The following is a 16,311-nucleotide window of genomic DNA, read 5'->3' as shown; positions in this document are numbered from 1 at the left end:
GCGATGCAAAAAGGGAAGAACAGCGCCTCGCACTTGGCTACAGCGGTGTTTCCGCCCGGCAACCTTGTCGAAACCGCGGCGTGCTTGCGTCGCCGCATCGTCAGAAAGGCAGATCGCTCGTGGATACCCGACGCTTGTTCTCATTCGTCCGCATCGTCGACGCCGGAAGCATCACGCGGGCGGCGGACATTCTGCACATCGCCCAGCCGGCCCTCAGCCAGCAGATGACGGCGCTGGAGACCCACTTCGGTCAGCAACTGCTGATCCGCAGCAAGCAGGGAGTCGAACCCACCGACGCGGGCCGCGCGCTGTACCGGCACGCGCAGGTGATCCTGCGGCAGGTGGAGAGCGCTCAAGCGGAGGTGAGCGTCGTCGGGCGTGAACTGGCGGGCGGTGTCTCCGTCGGCCTCGCGCCGTACAGCACCGTGAGTTCCATCGCGCTGCCGCTGCTCACCGCGGTGCGGTCGCGGTACCCCAGCATCCTGCTGCACATCAACGAGAACTTCGGCGGCGTGCTGAGCGAGGCCATGATGACGGGGCGCATGGACATGGCGCTGCTCTACGACGCCGGGCCGATCAAGGGCGTCAACTTCGAGCGACTTCTCACCGAGGAGCTGATGGTCGTCGCGCCGACAGGCACCGGCCTGCCCGGTGACACCGGAACGGCCGTCGCCATCAAAGACCTCGTCGACCTGCCGCTGCTGCTGCCGGGCCCGATGCACACGATCCGCAAGGTGGTGGAGCAGGCCTACGAACACGCCTTCGAGCACGCGCGGGTGGTCGGCGAAGTGGAATCGGTGACCCTGATGGCGCAGGCGGTCCGAAACGGCCTGGGCGCGACAGTATTACCGTATTCGGTGGCACGCCGCATCATGAATGTGGAGAACCTGGAACTTCGGCGGATCGAACCGTCGATCGAAGTCCAGGTCTCCCTCGGAACACCCGCCAATCAGCCACTCTCGGGACCGGCCGAGGCGGTACGCGAGGTGCTGCGCAGTGTCGTCGCCAACTACATCAGGACCAGTTCGGAAGCCGAACGCGGACCTCAGTAGCCCCGGGTCGGATCGATCGGAGCGAGCAAAGGCGTTCCGGCAGCGAAACGTTCGACGTTGGACGCGACGTGGTCGGCAAGCAGCCTTGTCAGCCCGGTCGCGGGATTCGCGACGTGCGGCGTGATGACGGCGTTCGGCAGCGTCCAGAGCGGGTGCCCGTCGGGAAGGGGTTCGGGATCGGTGACGTCGAGTGCGGCCCCGCCGATCGATCCGGCCTTCAGCGCGTCGACGAGGCCCGCGGTGTCGATGAGGGAGCCGCGCGCCACGTTGACGATCCACGCCGTCGATGTCATCTGTGCGAGCGCGTCCTTGTCGACGATCTGCGCGGTCGCCGCCGTCGCCGGTGCGGCGATCACGAAATGATCTGCTCTGGACCAGATTTCCGATGTCCGATCGGACGGCAGCGTCTCGACGGCACCCGGGACGGGGGTTCCCGAGCGAGTCACGGCGAGCACGTGCGCCCCGAACGCGGTGAGCAGCGGGATCATCGCGCGACCGATGCCGCCGCACCCGACGATGGCGACCGTCGCCCCGCGCAGGGTGCCCACCTGCGGGTCGAATTCGGCCTTCCGCCACGACGTCGCACGCACCTGCTCGGTGAGGGCACGGACTCCGGCCAGGAGCAGCAGCACTCCGTGCTCCGCGACGTTGGCGGCGTAGGCGCCGGCCGCGGACGTCCAGGTCCGATCGGAGTCGACGATCCCCGCGGAGATCCACGGCTCCACACCCGCCGAGGGGAGCTGCACCCAGCGCACGGAGTCCGGCAACCGCGCCGGGAACGTGTCGGGACCCTGCGCCCACACCACGGCCTCTGCGTTCTCGAGCGGAGCGAGTACGCCTCCGCCCCGCTCGATCCCGCGCATCAGGGCGGCGTCCGGATTCGGTCCGAGGTGGATACGAGGCGTTGCGGTATTCGGCATCATGGTCTTTCGAGTTGGTCGGGAGGGGATCAGACTACGGCGGTCAGGCCGCCGTCGACGTACAGGATCTGGCCGTTGACGAAGTCCGACGCCGGCGAGGAGAGGAAGAGCAGCGCGCCCACGAGTTCCTCGGTGCGCCCCCACCGCCCGGCGGGCGTGCGTTTGGTCAGCCACGCACTGAAGTCGGCATCGTTCACGAGCGCCTCGGTGAGCTGGGTGTCGAAGTAGCCGGGTGCGATCGCGTTGGCCTGCAGTCCCAATGGTGCCCAGTCGGCGCACATTCCGCGTGTGAGCATCTTCAGTCCGCCCTTGCTCGCGGCGTACGGGGCGATGCCCGCCCGGCCCAGTTCACTCTGGACGGAACAGATGTTCACGATCTTCCCGTGCCCGCGCCGGACCATCGCCCGAGCGAACTCGCGGCCGACGAAGAAGGCGCTGCTCAGGTTGGTGTCGAGTACGCGACGGAAGTCGTCGTCGCCGAACTCGAGCAGTGGGCTGCGGTGCTGGACGCCGGTGTTGTTCACGACGATCTCGACGGGACCGATCTCGTCCTCGACCCGCTGCGCGGCCGCGGCGACCTCCTCGGGAGCGGTGACGTCGAAGGCGCAGGTGTGGACTGTCGCACCGGTGGCGCGGACGATCTCGTCGCGGCTGCGTGCGAGGGCCTCGGCGTCGCGGCCGTTGAGCACGACCTCCGCACCCGCCTCGGCGAGTCCGTTGGCGAGTGCGAAACCGATTCCCCGACTCGACCCTGTGACGAGCGCGATCTTGCCCTCGACATCGAAATTCCCGTGCGAACTCACTGTGTGGCGACCTTTCGTTCTTCGTGCAGGTACTCGACGGCGGCCCGTGCGATCATCTCGGGTGCCGGAGCGACGTCCAGGACCACTCCGAACTCGTCGGCGCCGAGCGGCTCGAGGGCCGCGAACTGGGAATCGAGCAGGGCAGGCGGCATGAAGTGCCCGCTGCGCGCCTGCATCCGGCCGTGGATGACCTCCCGATCTCCCGTGAGGTGGACGAACAGCACCGGGGCGGAGACGTCGCGGAGGATGTCCCGATAGCTCCGCCGTAGCGCCGAGCACGCCACCACGCCGCGGCGCCCCTGATCGGACAGCTCCTGCAGCCGATCACGGACGACTGCGAGCCACGGCGCCCGGTCGTCGTCGGTCAGCGGGATACCGGCGGCCATCTTCTCGACGTTCGACGGCGGATGCAGATCGTCGGCGTCGAGGAATCGCTGGCCGGTCAGTTCGGAAAGTTGCTGCGCGACTGTCGTCTTCCCGCAGCCGGTCACCCCCATCACCACGATGTGGGGTCGCTGATCGCCACTCATGAATTGTTCCTGTCCGCCGGTGGGGAGAGATGCAGTTCGAACATGCCCGACCGGACGACAGCTTGGCAATGGCGGAGGGGATACCGGTTGACGTTGCCGTCATAGCGAAGCGCGAGGGATGCCGGTGTTACCGGCTCACGAGTTTGACCGCCGCGGCCTCGATGGTCTCCTCGGAGAGCAGGACCTCGAGTGCGGCGTCGCCGAGGGGGATGAAGCTGTCGTCGCTCGTCACGCGTGCGAGCGCCCCGGTGAAGCCGTCGTCGACCAGCGCGGCGACCACACCTTCGGACACACCCCCCGACTGGCGGGTCTCGTCGACGACGAGGACCCGGCCGGTAGCGTTCGCTTCCCGGACGATGTCGTGCACGGGCAGCGGTGCGAGCCAGCGCATATCCACTACGCGCGCGGTGATGTGCGCCTGTTCGAGCCGGCGTGCGACGCGCAGGCTCATGCGCACCCCGTTGCCGAACGTGACGATGGTCAGGTCGGTGCCGTCACCGTACGTGCGGGCGGAGCCGATCGGCACGTGGTTCTCGGTCCGCTTCGCCGGATCCGGATACGGTGCCAGCCACTGCTCGTCACCGTCCTCGTAGAGATCTCGGGTGTGGTACAGCGCAATCGGTTCCAGATACACACACAGTGCCCCCGCGGTGCGGGCGGCCGCGGCGCACGTGTGCATCATGGCGGCGGCGTCGTCGGGGCGTGCCGGGGAGGCCACGACGATGCCGGGGATGTCGCGCAGCGCGGCGACGGCGTTGTCGTTGTGGAAATGCCCGCCGAATCCCTTCTGATACCCGTATCCCGCGACCCGGACCACCATCGGGTTGCGGTACTGACGGTCGGAGAAGAACTGCAACGTCGCGCCCTCCCCGCGGATCTGGTCGGCGGCATTGTGCAGGTAGGCCAGGTACTGGATTTCCGGGATGGGCACCAGTCCGGAGACCCCCGCGCCCAGCGCGAGCCCGAGGATCGCCTGCTCGTCGAGGAGGGTGTCGAAGACGCGCGCCGACCCCGCCTTCTTCATCAGGCCGCGGGTCACCCCGTAGACACCGCCCTTGCGGGCGACGTCCTCACCGAACACCAGCGCCTCCGGGTATCGGGCCAGCACGTCGAGCAGGGCGCGGTTGATCGCGAGACCGGTGGTGAGCGGACCTTCCTCCTCGGGAAGGGGGGATCCGACGAGCTGCGCGCGACGGTCCGGGTCGACGTGCTCCGGTACGGCCGCGGCGGCCTGGTCGGCACTGTCGGTGATGGGCCTCATCACCGCGGCGGGGCTGTCCAGTTGGGGTAACTCGCCGACCTGCTCGGCCAATCGGAGAACCTCGGCGCGCTTGGTCTCGTAGAGGTCGAGGATGTCGGTGGGGCTCAGGTGCCCTCGCTCGACCAGCAGTTTCGCCGTGCACAGCATCGGGTCGCGATCGAAGTCGGCGGCGATCTCCGCGGATGTCCGGTAAGCGGCCTCCACATCGGAGCCGGCGTGACCCATCAACCGGACGGTGCGCAGGCGCAGGAACGCCGGCTTCCGGTGCCTGCGAACCCAGTCGGCAGCATGCTTCGCCGTTGCGTACGCCGCCGGCAGGTCGGAGCCGTCCGCCTCGAAGTACTCGAGTCCTGCCCGGTCACCGAAGTTCGCGGCGATCCAGCCCTTCGGGGTCTTGGTGCTGATCCCGATCCCGTTGTCCTCGCACACCAGCAGCAGCGGCAACGGCAACCCCTGGTAGGAGGCGTGCACCGCGGTGTTGATGGCACCGACGGCGGTGGAGTGGTTCGCGGACGCGTCCCCGAAGCTGCACACGGCGACGGCGTCGGCCGGCCACGGCGAATCGACGCGCAACTTCTCCGACCGGGCGATGGAGAAGGCGACACCGACAGCTCGTGGGAGATGCGAAGCGATGGTGGAGGTTTGGGGAATGATGTTGAGGTCGTGCCGGCCGAACACCTTGTGCCTGCCACCCGATATCGGTTCCTCCGTCGCGGCCACGAGCCCGAGGAGGATGTCGCGCAGTGGATCACTGCCATCCACCTGCTGCGCCCGCGCCAGGAAGAAACCACCGGAACGGTAGTGCAGCAGAGCGGGATCGGTGGGTCGCAGCGCGGCCGCGACGGCGGCGTTGCTCTCGTGCCCGGAAGAGCCGATCGTGTAGAAACCCTGGCCTCGCGACCGCAGCCAGCGGGCCGCCAGATCGAGATGCCTGCTGCCGACCTGGGCGTCGAAGAGGTCCAGAGCGCCCTGCACCGACAACGGGGACGGCCGCTGGATCGGATCCTCCGGACCGACGCCGGGGCGGCTCTCCCCGGGGACCAGCCCCGACACGACAGAGGTGAAGTAATCGTCGATCTGTTCGGCCATCCCTAGATCATCCTGTGGCGCCGATCAGCGGGCAAGAGTCGCAGGATCAGAGTCTCGATGCCTCACCGTAAGGTCGACTGTTCCTCGCGCCGGGCCGTGACCGTCACCACGAAGAATACTGCGGCCGCGGCTGCCCAGGCGGGCCCCGAAGGCGGCAGGCAATCCCCGGACCTGCTCTTTTACATCATTAAGCAGAACTTGCCCTGAGGGTCACCAGGTCGGTCGCTCCAGCGCTGTCAGTCGCCCGCCCGGTCGTGCATGGTTGATGCATCGGTGACCACGCGCAAGTTACGGGAAGGGATCACGGTGGATAATTCGAGACGGTCAGAGCGCCGCCACGGTGACGTACCGACCCCAATCGTGCGTGGTCACCGTTTCCACGAACCTCAATTCTCGCTCCGGATATCAATCCCACGTTTATTTCTTATGAATACTGCCCCTCTGGCCAATTACTCAGCAACCAGTAACAACGTGCTCACCAAAGATCGAAGGTTCGTCACGAGCCCAGCACGGGGAAAGGGGGCCGAGACGCCTCGTTCGAACACAGCAGCCGAAACCATCCGGGTGCAATAGTCCGACACACTAACGGCACCGATGTATTGGATCCCGGACCCGCCTGGAACCCGCTCTCGGTCGCGGCGGATCAGATCACTGCGTTGATCAAGTGCCCCAACCAATCACGGCGATTCGCGTGCTTTCAGTGCATGGGCGCTCAGGCCTGGCCGCTACAACTCCGTCACGTAGCTTCGTTCGAGAACTTCCCCTAGTTGGGACGCGGTTCCCGAGACCTTGTCTCTTTCCACGTTGTGCATCGAGAAGACATTGCTTCCCAGCGTCACATGCGGTGCGATCAACTGCGCATCTGGGTCCCAGAGCCTCGATCGGATAAGCGACTTCCCGCAATGGAAGTACACCTCCGTAACCGAAACGACGAGCGCCAATTTCGGGATCCGCCCGTCGACTTCGAACCGACGAAGGAGATCTCGATCGTCCGTCACGAACCCGTTTCCATTCACTCGGAGGGTCTCCCGCATCCCGGGGACGATGAAGAGCATCCCAACGGAGGGGTTTTCGATGACGTTCCGAAAAGAATCACAGAGGTTGTTGCCCGTTCGATCGGGTAGCGCCACCGTTGTCGAGTCGAGCACACGGACGAATCCGGGATTGTCGCCGCGCGGACTCGCGTCCGCTCCATCCTTACTGGCAGTGCCCAAACAGACGAACGGGGAATGAGCAATGAATCGCTGAGCACTCACATCGAGCGTACGTACGATCTTCTGTCGAACAGGCGCATCGGGCTCTCCCAGCGCCGCTCGAATGTCTTCCACGGTCAATCTTCTGTATCCACCATCACTCACACGCTGCTCCTGTTCACACGTCGAGAACCAATTCGTCGCTGAAAGCGCGGGAGACACAGACCAGCATGCTGTCGCCTCGAGACTGCTGATCGGCGGTCAGAACATCGTCTCGGTGTTCTGGAATCCCGCCTCGCACCCCCACCTCGCAGGTTCCACAGACCCCGGACCTGCAGCTTGCATTGACGCTCACACCTGCCCGAAGTAACCCGTCGAGGATCGACGTCGACGCGTCGACCTCCACGGTCACGCCGGAACGTTGCGCAGACACCGTGATAGGCCGATTCGGGGTCTGGGGCTTGACCCGGGGTTTGAACCGCTCGACGTGCACGTCGCTTTCCGCGTATCCGACTGCGGCAGCTGTGTCGACGACGGATTTGATCAGCGGTTCAGGACCGCAGGTATAGACCGCCGAGCGTAGCTCGTCCCGTTCCATGATTTCCCGAAGTGGGATACGCCCAACGCTGTCCTCCGGCCACAGCACGCTGGACGACCCCCACGACTCGACCCGTCCGACGTACGCCATCGATGAGCGCGTGCGCCCACCATAGTGAAGCGTGTGCGCAATTCCCCTGCTCCTTGCGTACGCAACCATCGGCAGGATCGGCGTGATACCAATTCCCCCCGCGATGAAGAGGTAGGAGGAGGCCGGCTCGAGCGGGAAGTGGTTCCGAGGTCCGCCGATCATCACGCGCTGCCCAGGACGGAGAAAGAGATGCACGTATTCCGACCCACCACGACTATTGGGATCGCGAAGTACTGCCACTCGGAACCACGCGCAATCTGGACCGGACTCGATGATCGAGTACTGCCGGGTCGTCCCCGGGGGTAATCGGAGATCGAGATGCGCCCCTGGGGACCAGTCTGGGAATCGTTCCGCCCCTGTAGGGACGAGCTTGAGGGAATAGACAGAGTCCGATTCCAGGATCAGCTCTGAGACAACTGCTTCCATGGGTTCACCATCCTGTTCATCGGGTACGGACGCTAGGAAACATGCCCCAGAGGGCCTGCCGCACGCACACGCAGGCGAGTTGCCGGCTGAGGCAGGTACCCCACAGGTGTCTCGGTGATCTCGATGATGTCGACACGGCTCGGATCGGCACCTGCCTGAATCGCTCGCGAGGTTGCAATGTCCGACGCTTCACTGATTGCCTGCCGCCGGTCGTGTCCGCTAGGAATGACAGTGTCCCAACGACTACTGACCGGTGCGATCGCGACACCGACGGCATTGGCCACCGACCCGTACTTCGGCCGAATGATCCGAGGAAGTCGCTCATGAGTCTCCGGAACGACGAACCCCGCACCGCCAACCACCACCATGGTGTTCGAATCGCGAGACGCATTCATGCTCTCCACCGCGTCGGCGAGTTCCTCGTCCGCGATCGCGAGCGCTTCTCGCAGCACACGTCCATACTTCGAACTCGGGCGAACCGACCCGACCTCACCACGACCGGCTAGCACGGCAGCGTCCGTGAGCGTCGGCGTGTCACCGCCGAAACACAGCCCCTCGGTGGCCAGACCGAATCCGACCGACTCCGGTCCGACCGTGACCTCCCCCGACCGGTTCCTCACGACGGTGCCACCACCAACACTGATGCTGAGAACATCAGGCATACGGAAATTCGTCTTGACGCCGGCAAGCTCGGCGCCCAGTGAGGCCTCGCGGGGATAACCTCCCACGAGCACGCCGAAATCGGTAGAGGTACCGCCCACGTCCGCAATCAATGCGTCGGTCAACCCAGTCAAGTATGCGGCGCCGCGGATGGAGTTGGCGGGGCCGGAACCGATCGTCAGTACGGGGAATTTCGTGGCCTGGTCTACGCCCATCAGAGTTCCGTCGTTCTGAGCAAAGTAGGTCGGCGCGTCGATCCCTCGCTTATCCAGAATCTCGCGCAGCGCAGTTGCAACTTCACGCGCGACATGCCGAAGACTCGCATTCAGCACTGCCGCGTTCTCTCGGGCCAATAATCCCAGCGAGCCGATCTCGTGGCTCAACGAAATTCCGACATCCGGGCCCAACACATCCCGCACGATCTCCGCCGCCTGCAGCTCCTGGTCCCGGTAGGCCGGGCTGAACACACCTGTGATGGCGACGGATTCCGTCTCCTCACCTGCGCGTTCGAGGAATTCCCGAATCGCTTGCCGGTCCACATCTTGGATCGATCCGCCCGACACGTAGTTTCCGCCGGGGAGCGTTGCCGACGCGATCACTGCGCACTGCCGCAGATCAGCGGGCCAGGAGATCAGGGGTGGAACACTCGTGGTTGCGGGCGCACCCAACCGGATCGCCGCCACCTTCGCAAGCCCACGGCGCTCGAGGATCGCGTTGATCCCGTGTGTCGTCCCCAGCATCACCTGGCCGACCCTCTGAGAACGGTCGCCCAACTGGTCCAGCACGTCGCCCAGCGCAACCTCGATGCCCGAACTGACGTCCGCGCTCGTGTGGCGCTTGGTCCAAGCGACAACGTGGTCGGCCGAGTCGAGGACTACAGCATCTGTGTGGGTTCCGCCGACATCGATGCCGATTCGCAAATCTCGAGTCACAATCGTCCTATCCTTCAAAGTCGTCAGGTACTTGTGTCACCGGCGCTGATCCGGTGGCTACACCTGTCAAGGTGAGATAATTTCGTCCCAGCTGATCGAGGAGATCTCGTGAGTCGGTACGCCTGGTGCGGCTGACCTCCGCGACGATCTCTCGGTAATCGGATGGCTCGATTGGTCGGTCGTGCCAGGCGAAGTACGGGCCGTCCGTCTCGATGAGCATGCGATCGATTGGAAGCCAGTTAACGATCGACCGGCCCTCGCTGGTGGACACCATCGCGGGATGAATGGAGAAGTAGAACCCTCGCTCCACGGCACGTCGGGCTTCTCCCAATGTCCCCGAAAAGCTGTGCAATACAACGTGATCAATAGAGAACTCGTCGAGTACGTCCATAGTCAACGACGCTGCTCCGCGGGAATGGATCGAGTAGACCTTGCCGGACCCAGCCCTGTCGAGCACTGCGCGAAACAACGCCACCTGTTCGTCAAGTGTAGGGATGTTCCCGAAGTGCGAGGATGTCGAGTCGGCGATCAACCCGTCCAAACCAATCTCCGAGATCCACCGCGCCCGGCCGACATACTCGTTGAAGATCTCGATCTCAGTAGGTACATAGACACTGCCAGCGCATTCGGGGTGGAAACCGAGACCGATGTCCAGGTCGGCGTTCATGCCGAAGAGTTCGATGAGGTCCCTGAACTCCGACGGTCGTGAGGTGGCGACGATCGGACGAATCCCCGCCGCCCGTGCACGTTTCACGGTGCCGTCCCGATCCGGGTACTTTCCGATATGGCAGTGCGCATCCACGAGGACGTTCATCATCCGTCCGCTCGGTCATGCCTCGTGCGTGAGCACGACTGACAACACTTCGTCGGGATGTTCGTCGACCAGAGCGAAAGCGCGTTCCGCCTCGTCGAAGGGAATCCGGTGACTGATCAAATCTCCAGCATGGAGCTCGTTCAACAAGCTCACGTCGAGATTCAGCCGGCGTTCGTTCGTCCAACGGGCGGACAAGCGGCCGTCAGGCGCATTCACCGACGAGCTGACCATCCGGAGCCGTCGCATGTGGAACTCCGGTGAGAGAATGAGTTCGACAGGCTTGCGCCCGTAATAGGCCGGAACCACGATCGTCCCCTCAGCCCCGGTTGCCTCGATCGCGGACTGTAACGCAGCAGGCGCGCCGCTTGCCTCGATCGACACATCCGCTCCGCGGCCGCCGCTGAGGTCGCGCACCGCTTCGAGCGCAGCCTCGGGTCCGACTGCAAGGTCGGCGCCAAACCGCAATGCCAAATCCCGCCGGTGTGCGATCGGATCGACCGCGATCACGGTCGACGCAGTTCTCCTGGCCAGCTGCAGAGTGAAGAGCCCTACAAGGCCGAGACCGAATACTACGACAACGTCACCAACGAGAACTGGATGGTCGAGCAGCGCATTGACCGCCACATCCAGAAGACCGATGGTCGTCGCCGCATCCACCGGAGACAGATCGTCCGGCAACTTCGTGGTCAGCGAACGGTCAACGACAAAGTGGCTCTGATGGGGGACGCGTGCGAAGATCAGGTCACCCCGGCGCAACCCGCTGTCGGCACCAGCCTCGAGAACTCGACCGACGTTCGCGTAGGCGTACTTGATCGGAAACCTTTGCTCGAAGGATCCGCCCATCGTCGCCTGCGGCTGGATCAGATCCTGCGGAAGGTCGAGGAAAGTCCGGACATCCGGAGCCTGACCCCGGAAGATCGTCATCTCGGTTCCGTGGCTGATACCCGATGCGATCGATTCCGCGAGCACTTCGGTCGATCCGATCTCCGGAAGTTGCTCGCGACGAATCTCCACCTTTCGTTCCGCCGGGAACCATACAGACTGCGCTTCCATGGTGCTTCCTCTGTGTCGATTGCTAATTCTGATTGGGTTATTGGGCATTGGAAGCCCATCTGGATTGCTCATCTCCGACGTAGTCGTCGCCAGCTATCCGCTCCCACGGCGATGATGATGAGCGCGCCCGCGGCGATCTGCTGGTACACGCTGTCCAGGCTGAGGAGCACGAACCCGTTCGTGATCAAAGCCAGAAACATGATGCCGACGCAGGTCTTCCAAATCGCGCCTTCGCCGCCGAGCAAGCTTGTGCCGCCAATGACGATGCCGGCCAAGACAATGAAGACCAAAGAATTCTGTGCTCCTTGATCTGCTTGACCTGAGCCAACGCGCGAGACAACGAGCACTCCGGCGAATGCGGCTCCGGCACCGCTGATCGCGTACGCTGCGACCTTCACCATGGTTACTCGAATCCCGGACAGGCGTGCCGCCTCCTCGTTCCCGCCCACCGCGAAGAGCCAGCGACCGTACGTTGCCGCGCTGAGAAGGATCCATGTGGCCGCGATGACCAGCAGCGCAAGGATGGACGTGACCTTCAGCTGACCGAATGCTGCGTTGCCCAGCTGCATGAAGCGCTCGTCGTCGACGATGAGTACCGTTCCACCGGCCACAATCGTCGCGATGCCGGAAACTACGTACGCCGTCGCCAGGGTGGTGATGAGGGGATTGATGTGAATAACCGTGACGAAGAGCCCGTTCACGATACCAATCACTAGGCCGAACACCACTGCCACTGCCACGCTGAGGTAGGGATCCCACCCGGACGAGGTCAACTTCGCTGCCACCAGACCACTCAGTGCGTAGACCGCCCCGGCGGACAGATCCACTCCCCCTGCGATCAGGACAAGCGTGCTTGTGACCGCAACGATCAAGATCGTGGACTGCTGATCGAACAAGTTGAGCAGGTTGGTTGTCGTGAGAAACGAGCTGCTGGAGAAGCTCAGGAGAATGAACAGCGCCAAGAAGGGGATGAGGATCCCCGCCTGTCGTGCATAGTTGACGGCCCTGTCGGTCAGTGAGGGCTGGTGCCGGTCGCCAGCCGGTTCCGGTGGGTCGGCGATCTTGCCGAGTAAGTTGGCCGATGTCATTTGATAGTAGCCTTTCCGTCTTCGACGCCACCGAAGGCGGCTCGTACGATCGCGTCTTCCGAGATCTCGTCTCCTACGAGTTCGCGAGACGTTGATCCTTTGTGCATCACAATGATTCGATGGCTCAGCCCGATGACTTCGGTAGCTTCCGACGACACGACGATGACCGCAGTGCCTTGCCGAGCGACCTCGACGAGAATTTCATAGATGATCCGTTTGCCCTTGACGTCGACACCACGTGTGGGCTCGTCTACCAGCAACACATCTGGCCGATCGACGAGCCACTTGGCGAAGAGGACTCGTTGTTGATTTCCGCCGGAGAGTGTTCGAACCGCGGCACCGGAAGATGTCATCTTCACACGCGTGGCGAGGGTTGACCTGTGTGTGGCCTGCCGTACCTGGCTTCTATTGACAAATCCCCATCGACTGAGGCTTGGTAGGTGGGGAAGCACGATGTTTCGGCTGATCGAGTGATCGAGATGCAGGCCCTGCGTCTTTCGATTCTCGGGAATCAGAGCTATTCCAGCACGCTGAGCGGTTTGGAGGCTCTTGATGTCGATCCGCTTTCCGTGGAGCTCGAGGATGCCTGAGTCGACCTTGTCAGCGCCGACGATTGCGCGCAGCAACTCGGTCCGTCCACTCCCGACCAGGCCCGCGATTCCGAGGATCTCCCCGGGGCGCACCGACAGCGAAATGTCGTTCAAGATTCCAGTTCGCGATAGTCCGCGGGCTTCGAGGGCCGGGGCGATCGAGTTGTCGCACAGAACCTTTTGCGGAAATAGTTCACTGAGCTTACGGCCGATCATGAGCGTAATCAGAGCGTCCTTGGTGACGTCCTTCGCGGCAATTGTCTTGACGAGGTTGCCGTCTCGCAGTACTGATACGGTGTCGACTACTCGCAGAAGGTCGTCGAGATCGTGGGAAATGAGGACGACAGCAACGCCGGCCGCAGCAAGGTCCCGCATCAATTGATAGATCTGATCGGCCTGATCCTGCGTCGTCGCTGTGGTCGGCTCGTCGAGGATGATGAGCCTGGCGCCTCCTGCAACGGCACGCAGGATCTCGACGAATTCCTGTTCCACCGAGTTCAGTTCTTCGACCAGTGTGTCCGCAGGTAGCTGTAGATTCGTGCGGCCGAGGAGTTCTTTGAACTGCCGAAGCATCTGGGGGCGCGACACAATTCCCGGAAATGCGGTGGGAAGTATCCCCGCGAAGACGTTTTCGATCACCGACCGTTTGGGAACGAGTGACAGTTCTTGTGAGACGAAGGTTATCCCGTGTTGGCGGGCAGATCTGGGTGAGGTGATATCGACCTGTTTACCGTCGATGTGGATGCTTCCAGAGTCGGGTCGGTTCGCCCCGGCGATGATGCTTGCAAGCGTCGATTTTCCGGCGCCGTTCTCCCCGACGAGGGCGTGGATCGTCCCGGCCGCTATCGAGAGGCTCACGCCGTTCAGTACTGTCTGTCCGGCGTACGATTTTCGAACAGCTCTCGCTTCGAATGAACTCTGCGACATGAGACCTCTTCCTTCCATGGTCATACGTGAGTTCGGTGTCGGTAGCTCAACCGTTGAAGTCGAAGGAGCATTGCTCGACGTTGGACTGAAGGACGCCGGAAAGGCACGGAGAATTCAGGTACTCGCCGGGATTGATGCCTGAAATAAATGGCTTACCTTCCATGGCGTTGACCAACTGCTCGAATGCCAGTCGGCCCTCCTCCCCCGCCATTGCTTGCGTACCGCCATACAGGTCGCCACTTCGGACGCCCTCGGCTCCCTGTCTTGTGAGTGCCTGACCGATCAGGAACACTTTCTCAGCGGAGTTCGCCACCGCGGGTACCGCACCGGTCACTGCCTGTGACGTGCCGACCATGACGTCGGTGTCGGGAGTGCCGGTGAGGATTGTCTGCGCGCCAGCGAGGCCACCCTGCCGGGTCGCCTCGGTGTCAGCGCCGGCGACGACCTGGATGGACGGCGAGTCGGCAATTGCCGCGTCGAACCCTTCCATCACGGCCGTGTCGTACGTGGAGCCCTTCTTGTAGTAGAGAATCGCTACCTTGCACGGATCGGACTTCGCGTCCGCGCATGCTTTCTTCGTCAATTCACCTGAGATTCGCCCACTTTCGGTCAGCGGAAGCATGGCTTGGTTTGTGACACCGTCGACGGTCGGTTCCGGTGTCGTGTAGTCGGATCCGATCGGCTGATTCCACGAAGCTACCTCGATGCCGGCCGACTTTGCCTGCTTGACCAGGGAGACAATTCCCGCTCCATCGACCGGATCGATGATGACACCGCCGTATTTGCCCGATGTCAGCGCGGTCTGGAGCTGCGAGTACTGCTTGCTCGCTTCGTACGCGGCATCGAAGACGTCGACGCTGATTCCCGCGTCTGCGGCACTGGCCTTGATGGCTTCGACGCCAGCGGCCTGGTACGCGTTCGATCCGCCACCGACGAGTACGGCGACGCTATCGGTCTTGCTCGAAGCCTCTCCGCCTGCCGATCCGCACGCGGCTCCCCCGAAGGCGACCGCGAGGCCGATACCGAGACAGCTCACTGTAATTCGTTTGACGCGGCGAACTTCGAACATGGTGACGTTCCTTTACGTTGTTCGAGGGTTTCCGGATCGCTCGGTTCTCGTGAACGAGCGGTCACGTTTGCTACTGGGAGAGGGAGACGGCCGGAATCGGCCGGAAGGGGATCTCGTACCCGAATGCGGAAGGTCCGGTCTTCTGTACGCCGGCGTCGCTGCGCCAGATCGGATGGCACGGCCACGCGATTACTGTCACTCGCTGCCCGTACTGCAGGGTGTCCGTTCCCAGGGCGTGTGCCGATTCCGCGTCCAGCACAACGATCGGGTCGGGCGTTGTCGCAACCGCGACCCCATCCTCGAGTGCGAGGAGGTTTTCGTTTTGGATCTCGAGTCGGACGAGCCGTCCACGGTCGTTGCCGGTTCCGGAGATAACCGCACTGCCTCGTGCGAACCCTCCCACATCCGCACGATCGAGTTCGACGATCTTCCCGGTGATGAGTTGCGTGGCGTCGAGGGTCTCGCACAAAGCTGCGACTCCTGTGCCGGGACGTTGAAGTAGCTGCCCCACCTCGATTGCCCTGGATACACTTCGCTCGATGACAGCACCTCTCGCCTGGGCGGCGGTCATCACGTAGCTCGTCATCAAGGCGGTCGAACCGCTTGCAACGCACACGGCTCGCGCCAGCCTTTCCGCCCATGGCCCGTCGAGCGGCCGGCAGGTTGTCACATTGCCCTGGACGTCGGCGAGAACGATGACGTCTGGTTTGAGACCGGCGAGTTGCATCGAAACCATGTCGATCTCGGGAAATGCTCGCCCCATACCGTCGGCGTCGAGAAGGGGCACTCCGAGCGAGGAGGCCCAGCCCGCAGCCCGTACTCCGTTCGCCCCGCCGATCTCGCCGGCCATCAGTGCCCGTACCGGTTTGCCGAAGATTCGCTCGACCTCCGTTCGGATCAGCCCGGGCTCGTTTCCGCTCGGCAGCATCTCCTGCGACACGGTCGGCGCTCCAATGGCGTGAAGTGGGAGAATCAGATCGTCGTCGTCGAGTGCCTCCAGGGCCACGACCTCGACGGGTCCGTGCACGGAGATCGCGTGTCGCGCGGCCCACGCACCGGTCTCGACGTTTCCACCGCCACCGGCGCCGAACACCGCGCAACCGAGCGCGAGCGCCTCGATGGCACCTTCGTCGACAAGTTGGGTGTAGGAGTCCCGGGGGGCGGTCACTGCTGTGATCGGGTTCATAGCCGAAACTATCCATCAGACATTTCTGCG

14 protein-coding genes are annotated in these 16,311 nt (G+C 63.5%); 1 reads left to right on the top strand and 13 read right to left on the bottom strand.

From position 1 onward, the window contains the following. The first annotated feature begins 134 nt into the window (after positions 1-134). The gene (nac, locus tag OYT95_RS21815; protein WP_328286563.1) at positions 135-1,052 is read left to right on the top strand and encodes a nitrogen assimilation transcriptional regulator NAC; all 918 of its coding nucleotides are present in this window, start codon (positions 135-137) and stop codon (positions 1,050-1,052) included. On the opposite strand, the gene OYT95_RS21810 is transcribed toward nac, so the two are convergent. From OYT95_RS21810 to OYT95_RS21750, 13 genes are all read right to left on the bottom strand, one after another. Further along, the gene (locus OYT95_RS21810) at positions 1,046-1,975 is read right to left on the bottom strand and encodes a D-isomer specific 2-hydroxyacid dehydrogenase family protein (RefSeq protein ID WP_268789030.1); all 930 of its coding nucleotides are present in this window, start codon (positions 1,973-1,975) and stop codon (positions 1,046-1,048) included. The genes nac and OYT95_RS21810 overlap by 7 nt on opposite strands. Before the next feature lie 26 nt (positions 1,976-2,001). Then, on the bottom strand, positions 2,002-2,775 hold the full coding sequence (locus OYT95_RS21805) for an SDR family oxidoreductase (RefSeq protein ID WP_037242707.1): 774 nt from the start codon (positions 2,773-2,775) through the stop codon (positions 2,002-2,004). Further along, positions 2,772-3,305: a gluconokinase gene (locus tag OYT95_RS21800; protein ID WP_268789029.1), complete on the bottom strand. Its 534-nt coding sequence runs from the start codon at positions 3,303-3,305 to the stop codon at positions 2,772-2,774. The genes OYT95_RS21805 and OYT95_RS21800 overlap by 4 nt, the downstream gene beginning before the upstream one ends. Positions 3,306-3,432: 127 nt before the next feature. Beyond that, a complete protein-coding gene (locus OYT95_RS21795) occupies positions 3,433-5,655 on the bottom strand; it encodes a thiamine pyrophosphate-dependent enzyme (RefSeq protein WP_268789028.1) in 2,223 nt (740 codons plus the stop codon). A gap of 725 nt (positions 5,656-6,380) precedes the next feature. Continuing rightward, complete coding sequence (locus OYT95_RS21790; protein WP_268789027.1) at positions 6,381-7,013, bottom strand: MSMEG_1061 family FMN-dependent PPOX-type flavoprotein; 633 nt, start codon at positions 7,011-7,013, stop codon at positions 6,381-6,383. Between the two features lie 13 nt (positions 7,014-7,026). Beyond that, positions 7,027-7,962: a PDR/VanB family oxidoreductase gene (locus OYT95_RS21785; RefSeq protein WP_268789026.1), complete on the bottom strand. Its 936-nt coding sequence runs from the start codon at positions 7,960-7,962 to the stop codon at positions 7,027-7,029. A 32-nt stretch (positions 7,963-7,994) separates the two neighbouring features. Next, entirely contained in the window at positions 7,995-9,554 is a 1,560-nt protein-coding gene (locus OYT95_RS21780; RefSeq protein WP_268789025.1) for a hydantoinase/oxoprolinase family protein, read from the bottom strand. Between the two features lie 7 nt (positions 9,555-9,561). Further along, positions 9,562-10,371, bottom strand: a complete 810-nt coding sequence (locus OYT95_RS21775) for a TatD family hydrolase (RefSeq protein ID WP_268789024.1) — start codon at positions 10,369-10,371, stop codon at positions 9,562-9,564. Positions 10,372-10,383: 12 nt separating this feature from the next. Further along, positions 10,384-11,421, bottom strand: coding sequence for a zinc-dependent alcohol dehydrogenase (locus OYT95_RS21770; RefSeq protein ID WP_268789023.1), 1,038 nt, complete (start codon positions 11,419-11,421; stop codon positions 10,384-10,386). Between the two features lie 68 nt (positions 11,422-11,489). Then, positions 11,490-12,509 (bottom strand): ABC transporter permease, encoded by a 1,020-nt coding sequence (locus tag OYT95_RS21765; RefSeq protein ID WP_268789022.1) that lies wholly within the window; start codon positions 12,507-12,509, stop codon positions 11,490-11,492. Next, on the bottom strand, positions 12,506-14,026 hold the full coding sequence (locus OYT95_RS21760; RefSeq protein ID WP_268789021.1) for a sugar ABC transporter ATP-binding protein: 1,521 nt from the start codon (positions 14,024-14,026) through the stop codon (positions 12,506-12,508). Before OYT95_RS21760 ends, OYT95_RS21765 begins: the two co-directional genes overlap by 4 nt. A 46-nt stretch (positions 14,027-14,072) precedes the next feature. Next, complete coding sequence (locus OYT95_RS21755; protein WP_268789020.1) at positions 14,073-15,095, bottom strand: sugar ABC transporter substrate-binding protein; 1,023 nt, start codon at positions 15,093-15,095, stop codon at positions 14,073-14,075. 70 nt (positions 15,096-15,165) lie between these two features. Next, a complete protein-coding gene (locus OYT95_RS21750; protein WP_268789019.1) occupies positions 15,166-16,281 on the bottom strand; it encodes a DUF917 domain-containing protein in 1,116 nt (371 codons plus the stop codon). Between the last annotated feature and the right edge of the window lie 30 nt (positions 16,282-16,311).

The organism is Rhodococcus sp. JS3073 (assembly GCF_026810085.1).
Lineage (GTDB): Bacteria > Actinomycetota > Actinomycetes > Mycobacteriales > Mycobacteriaceae > Rhodococcus_F > Rhodococcus_F wratislaviensis.
This window is presented reverse-complemented; position numbering and strand designations above follow the sequence as displayed.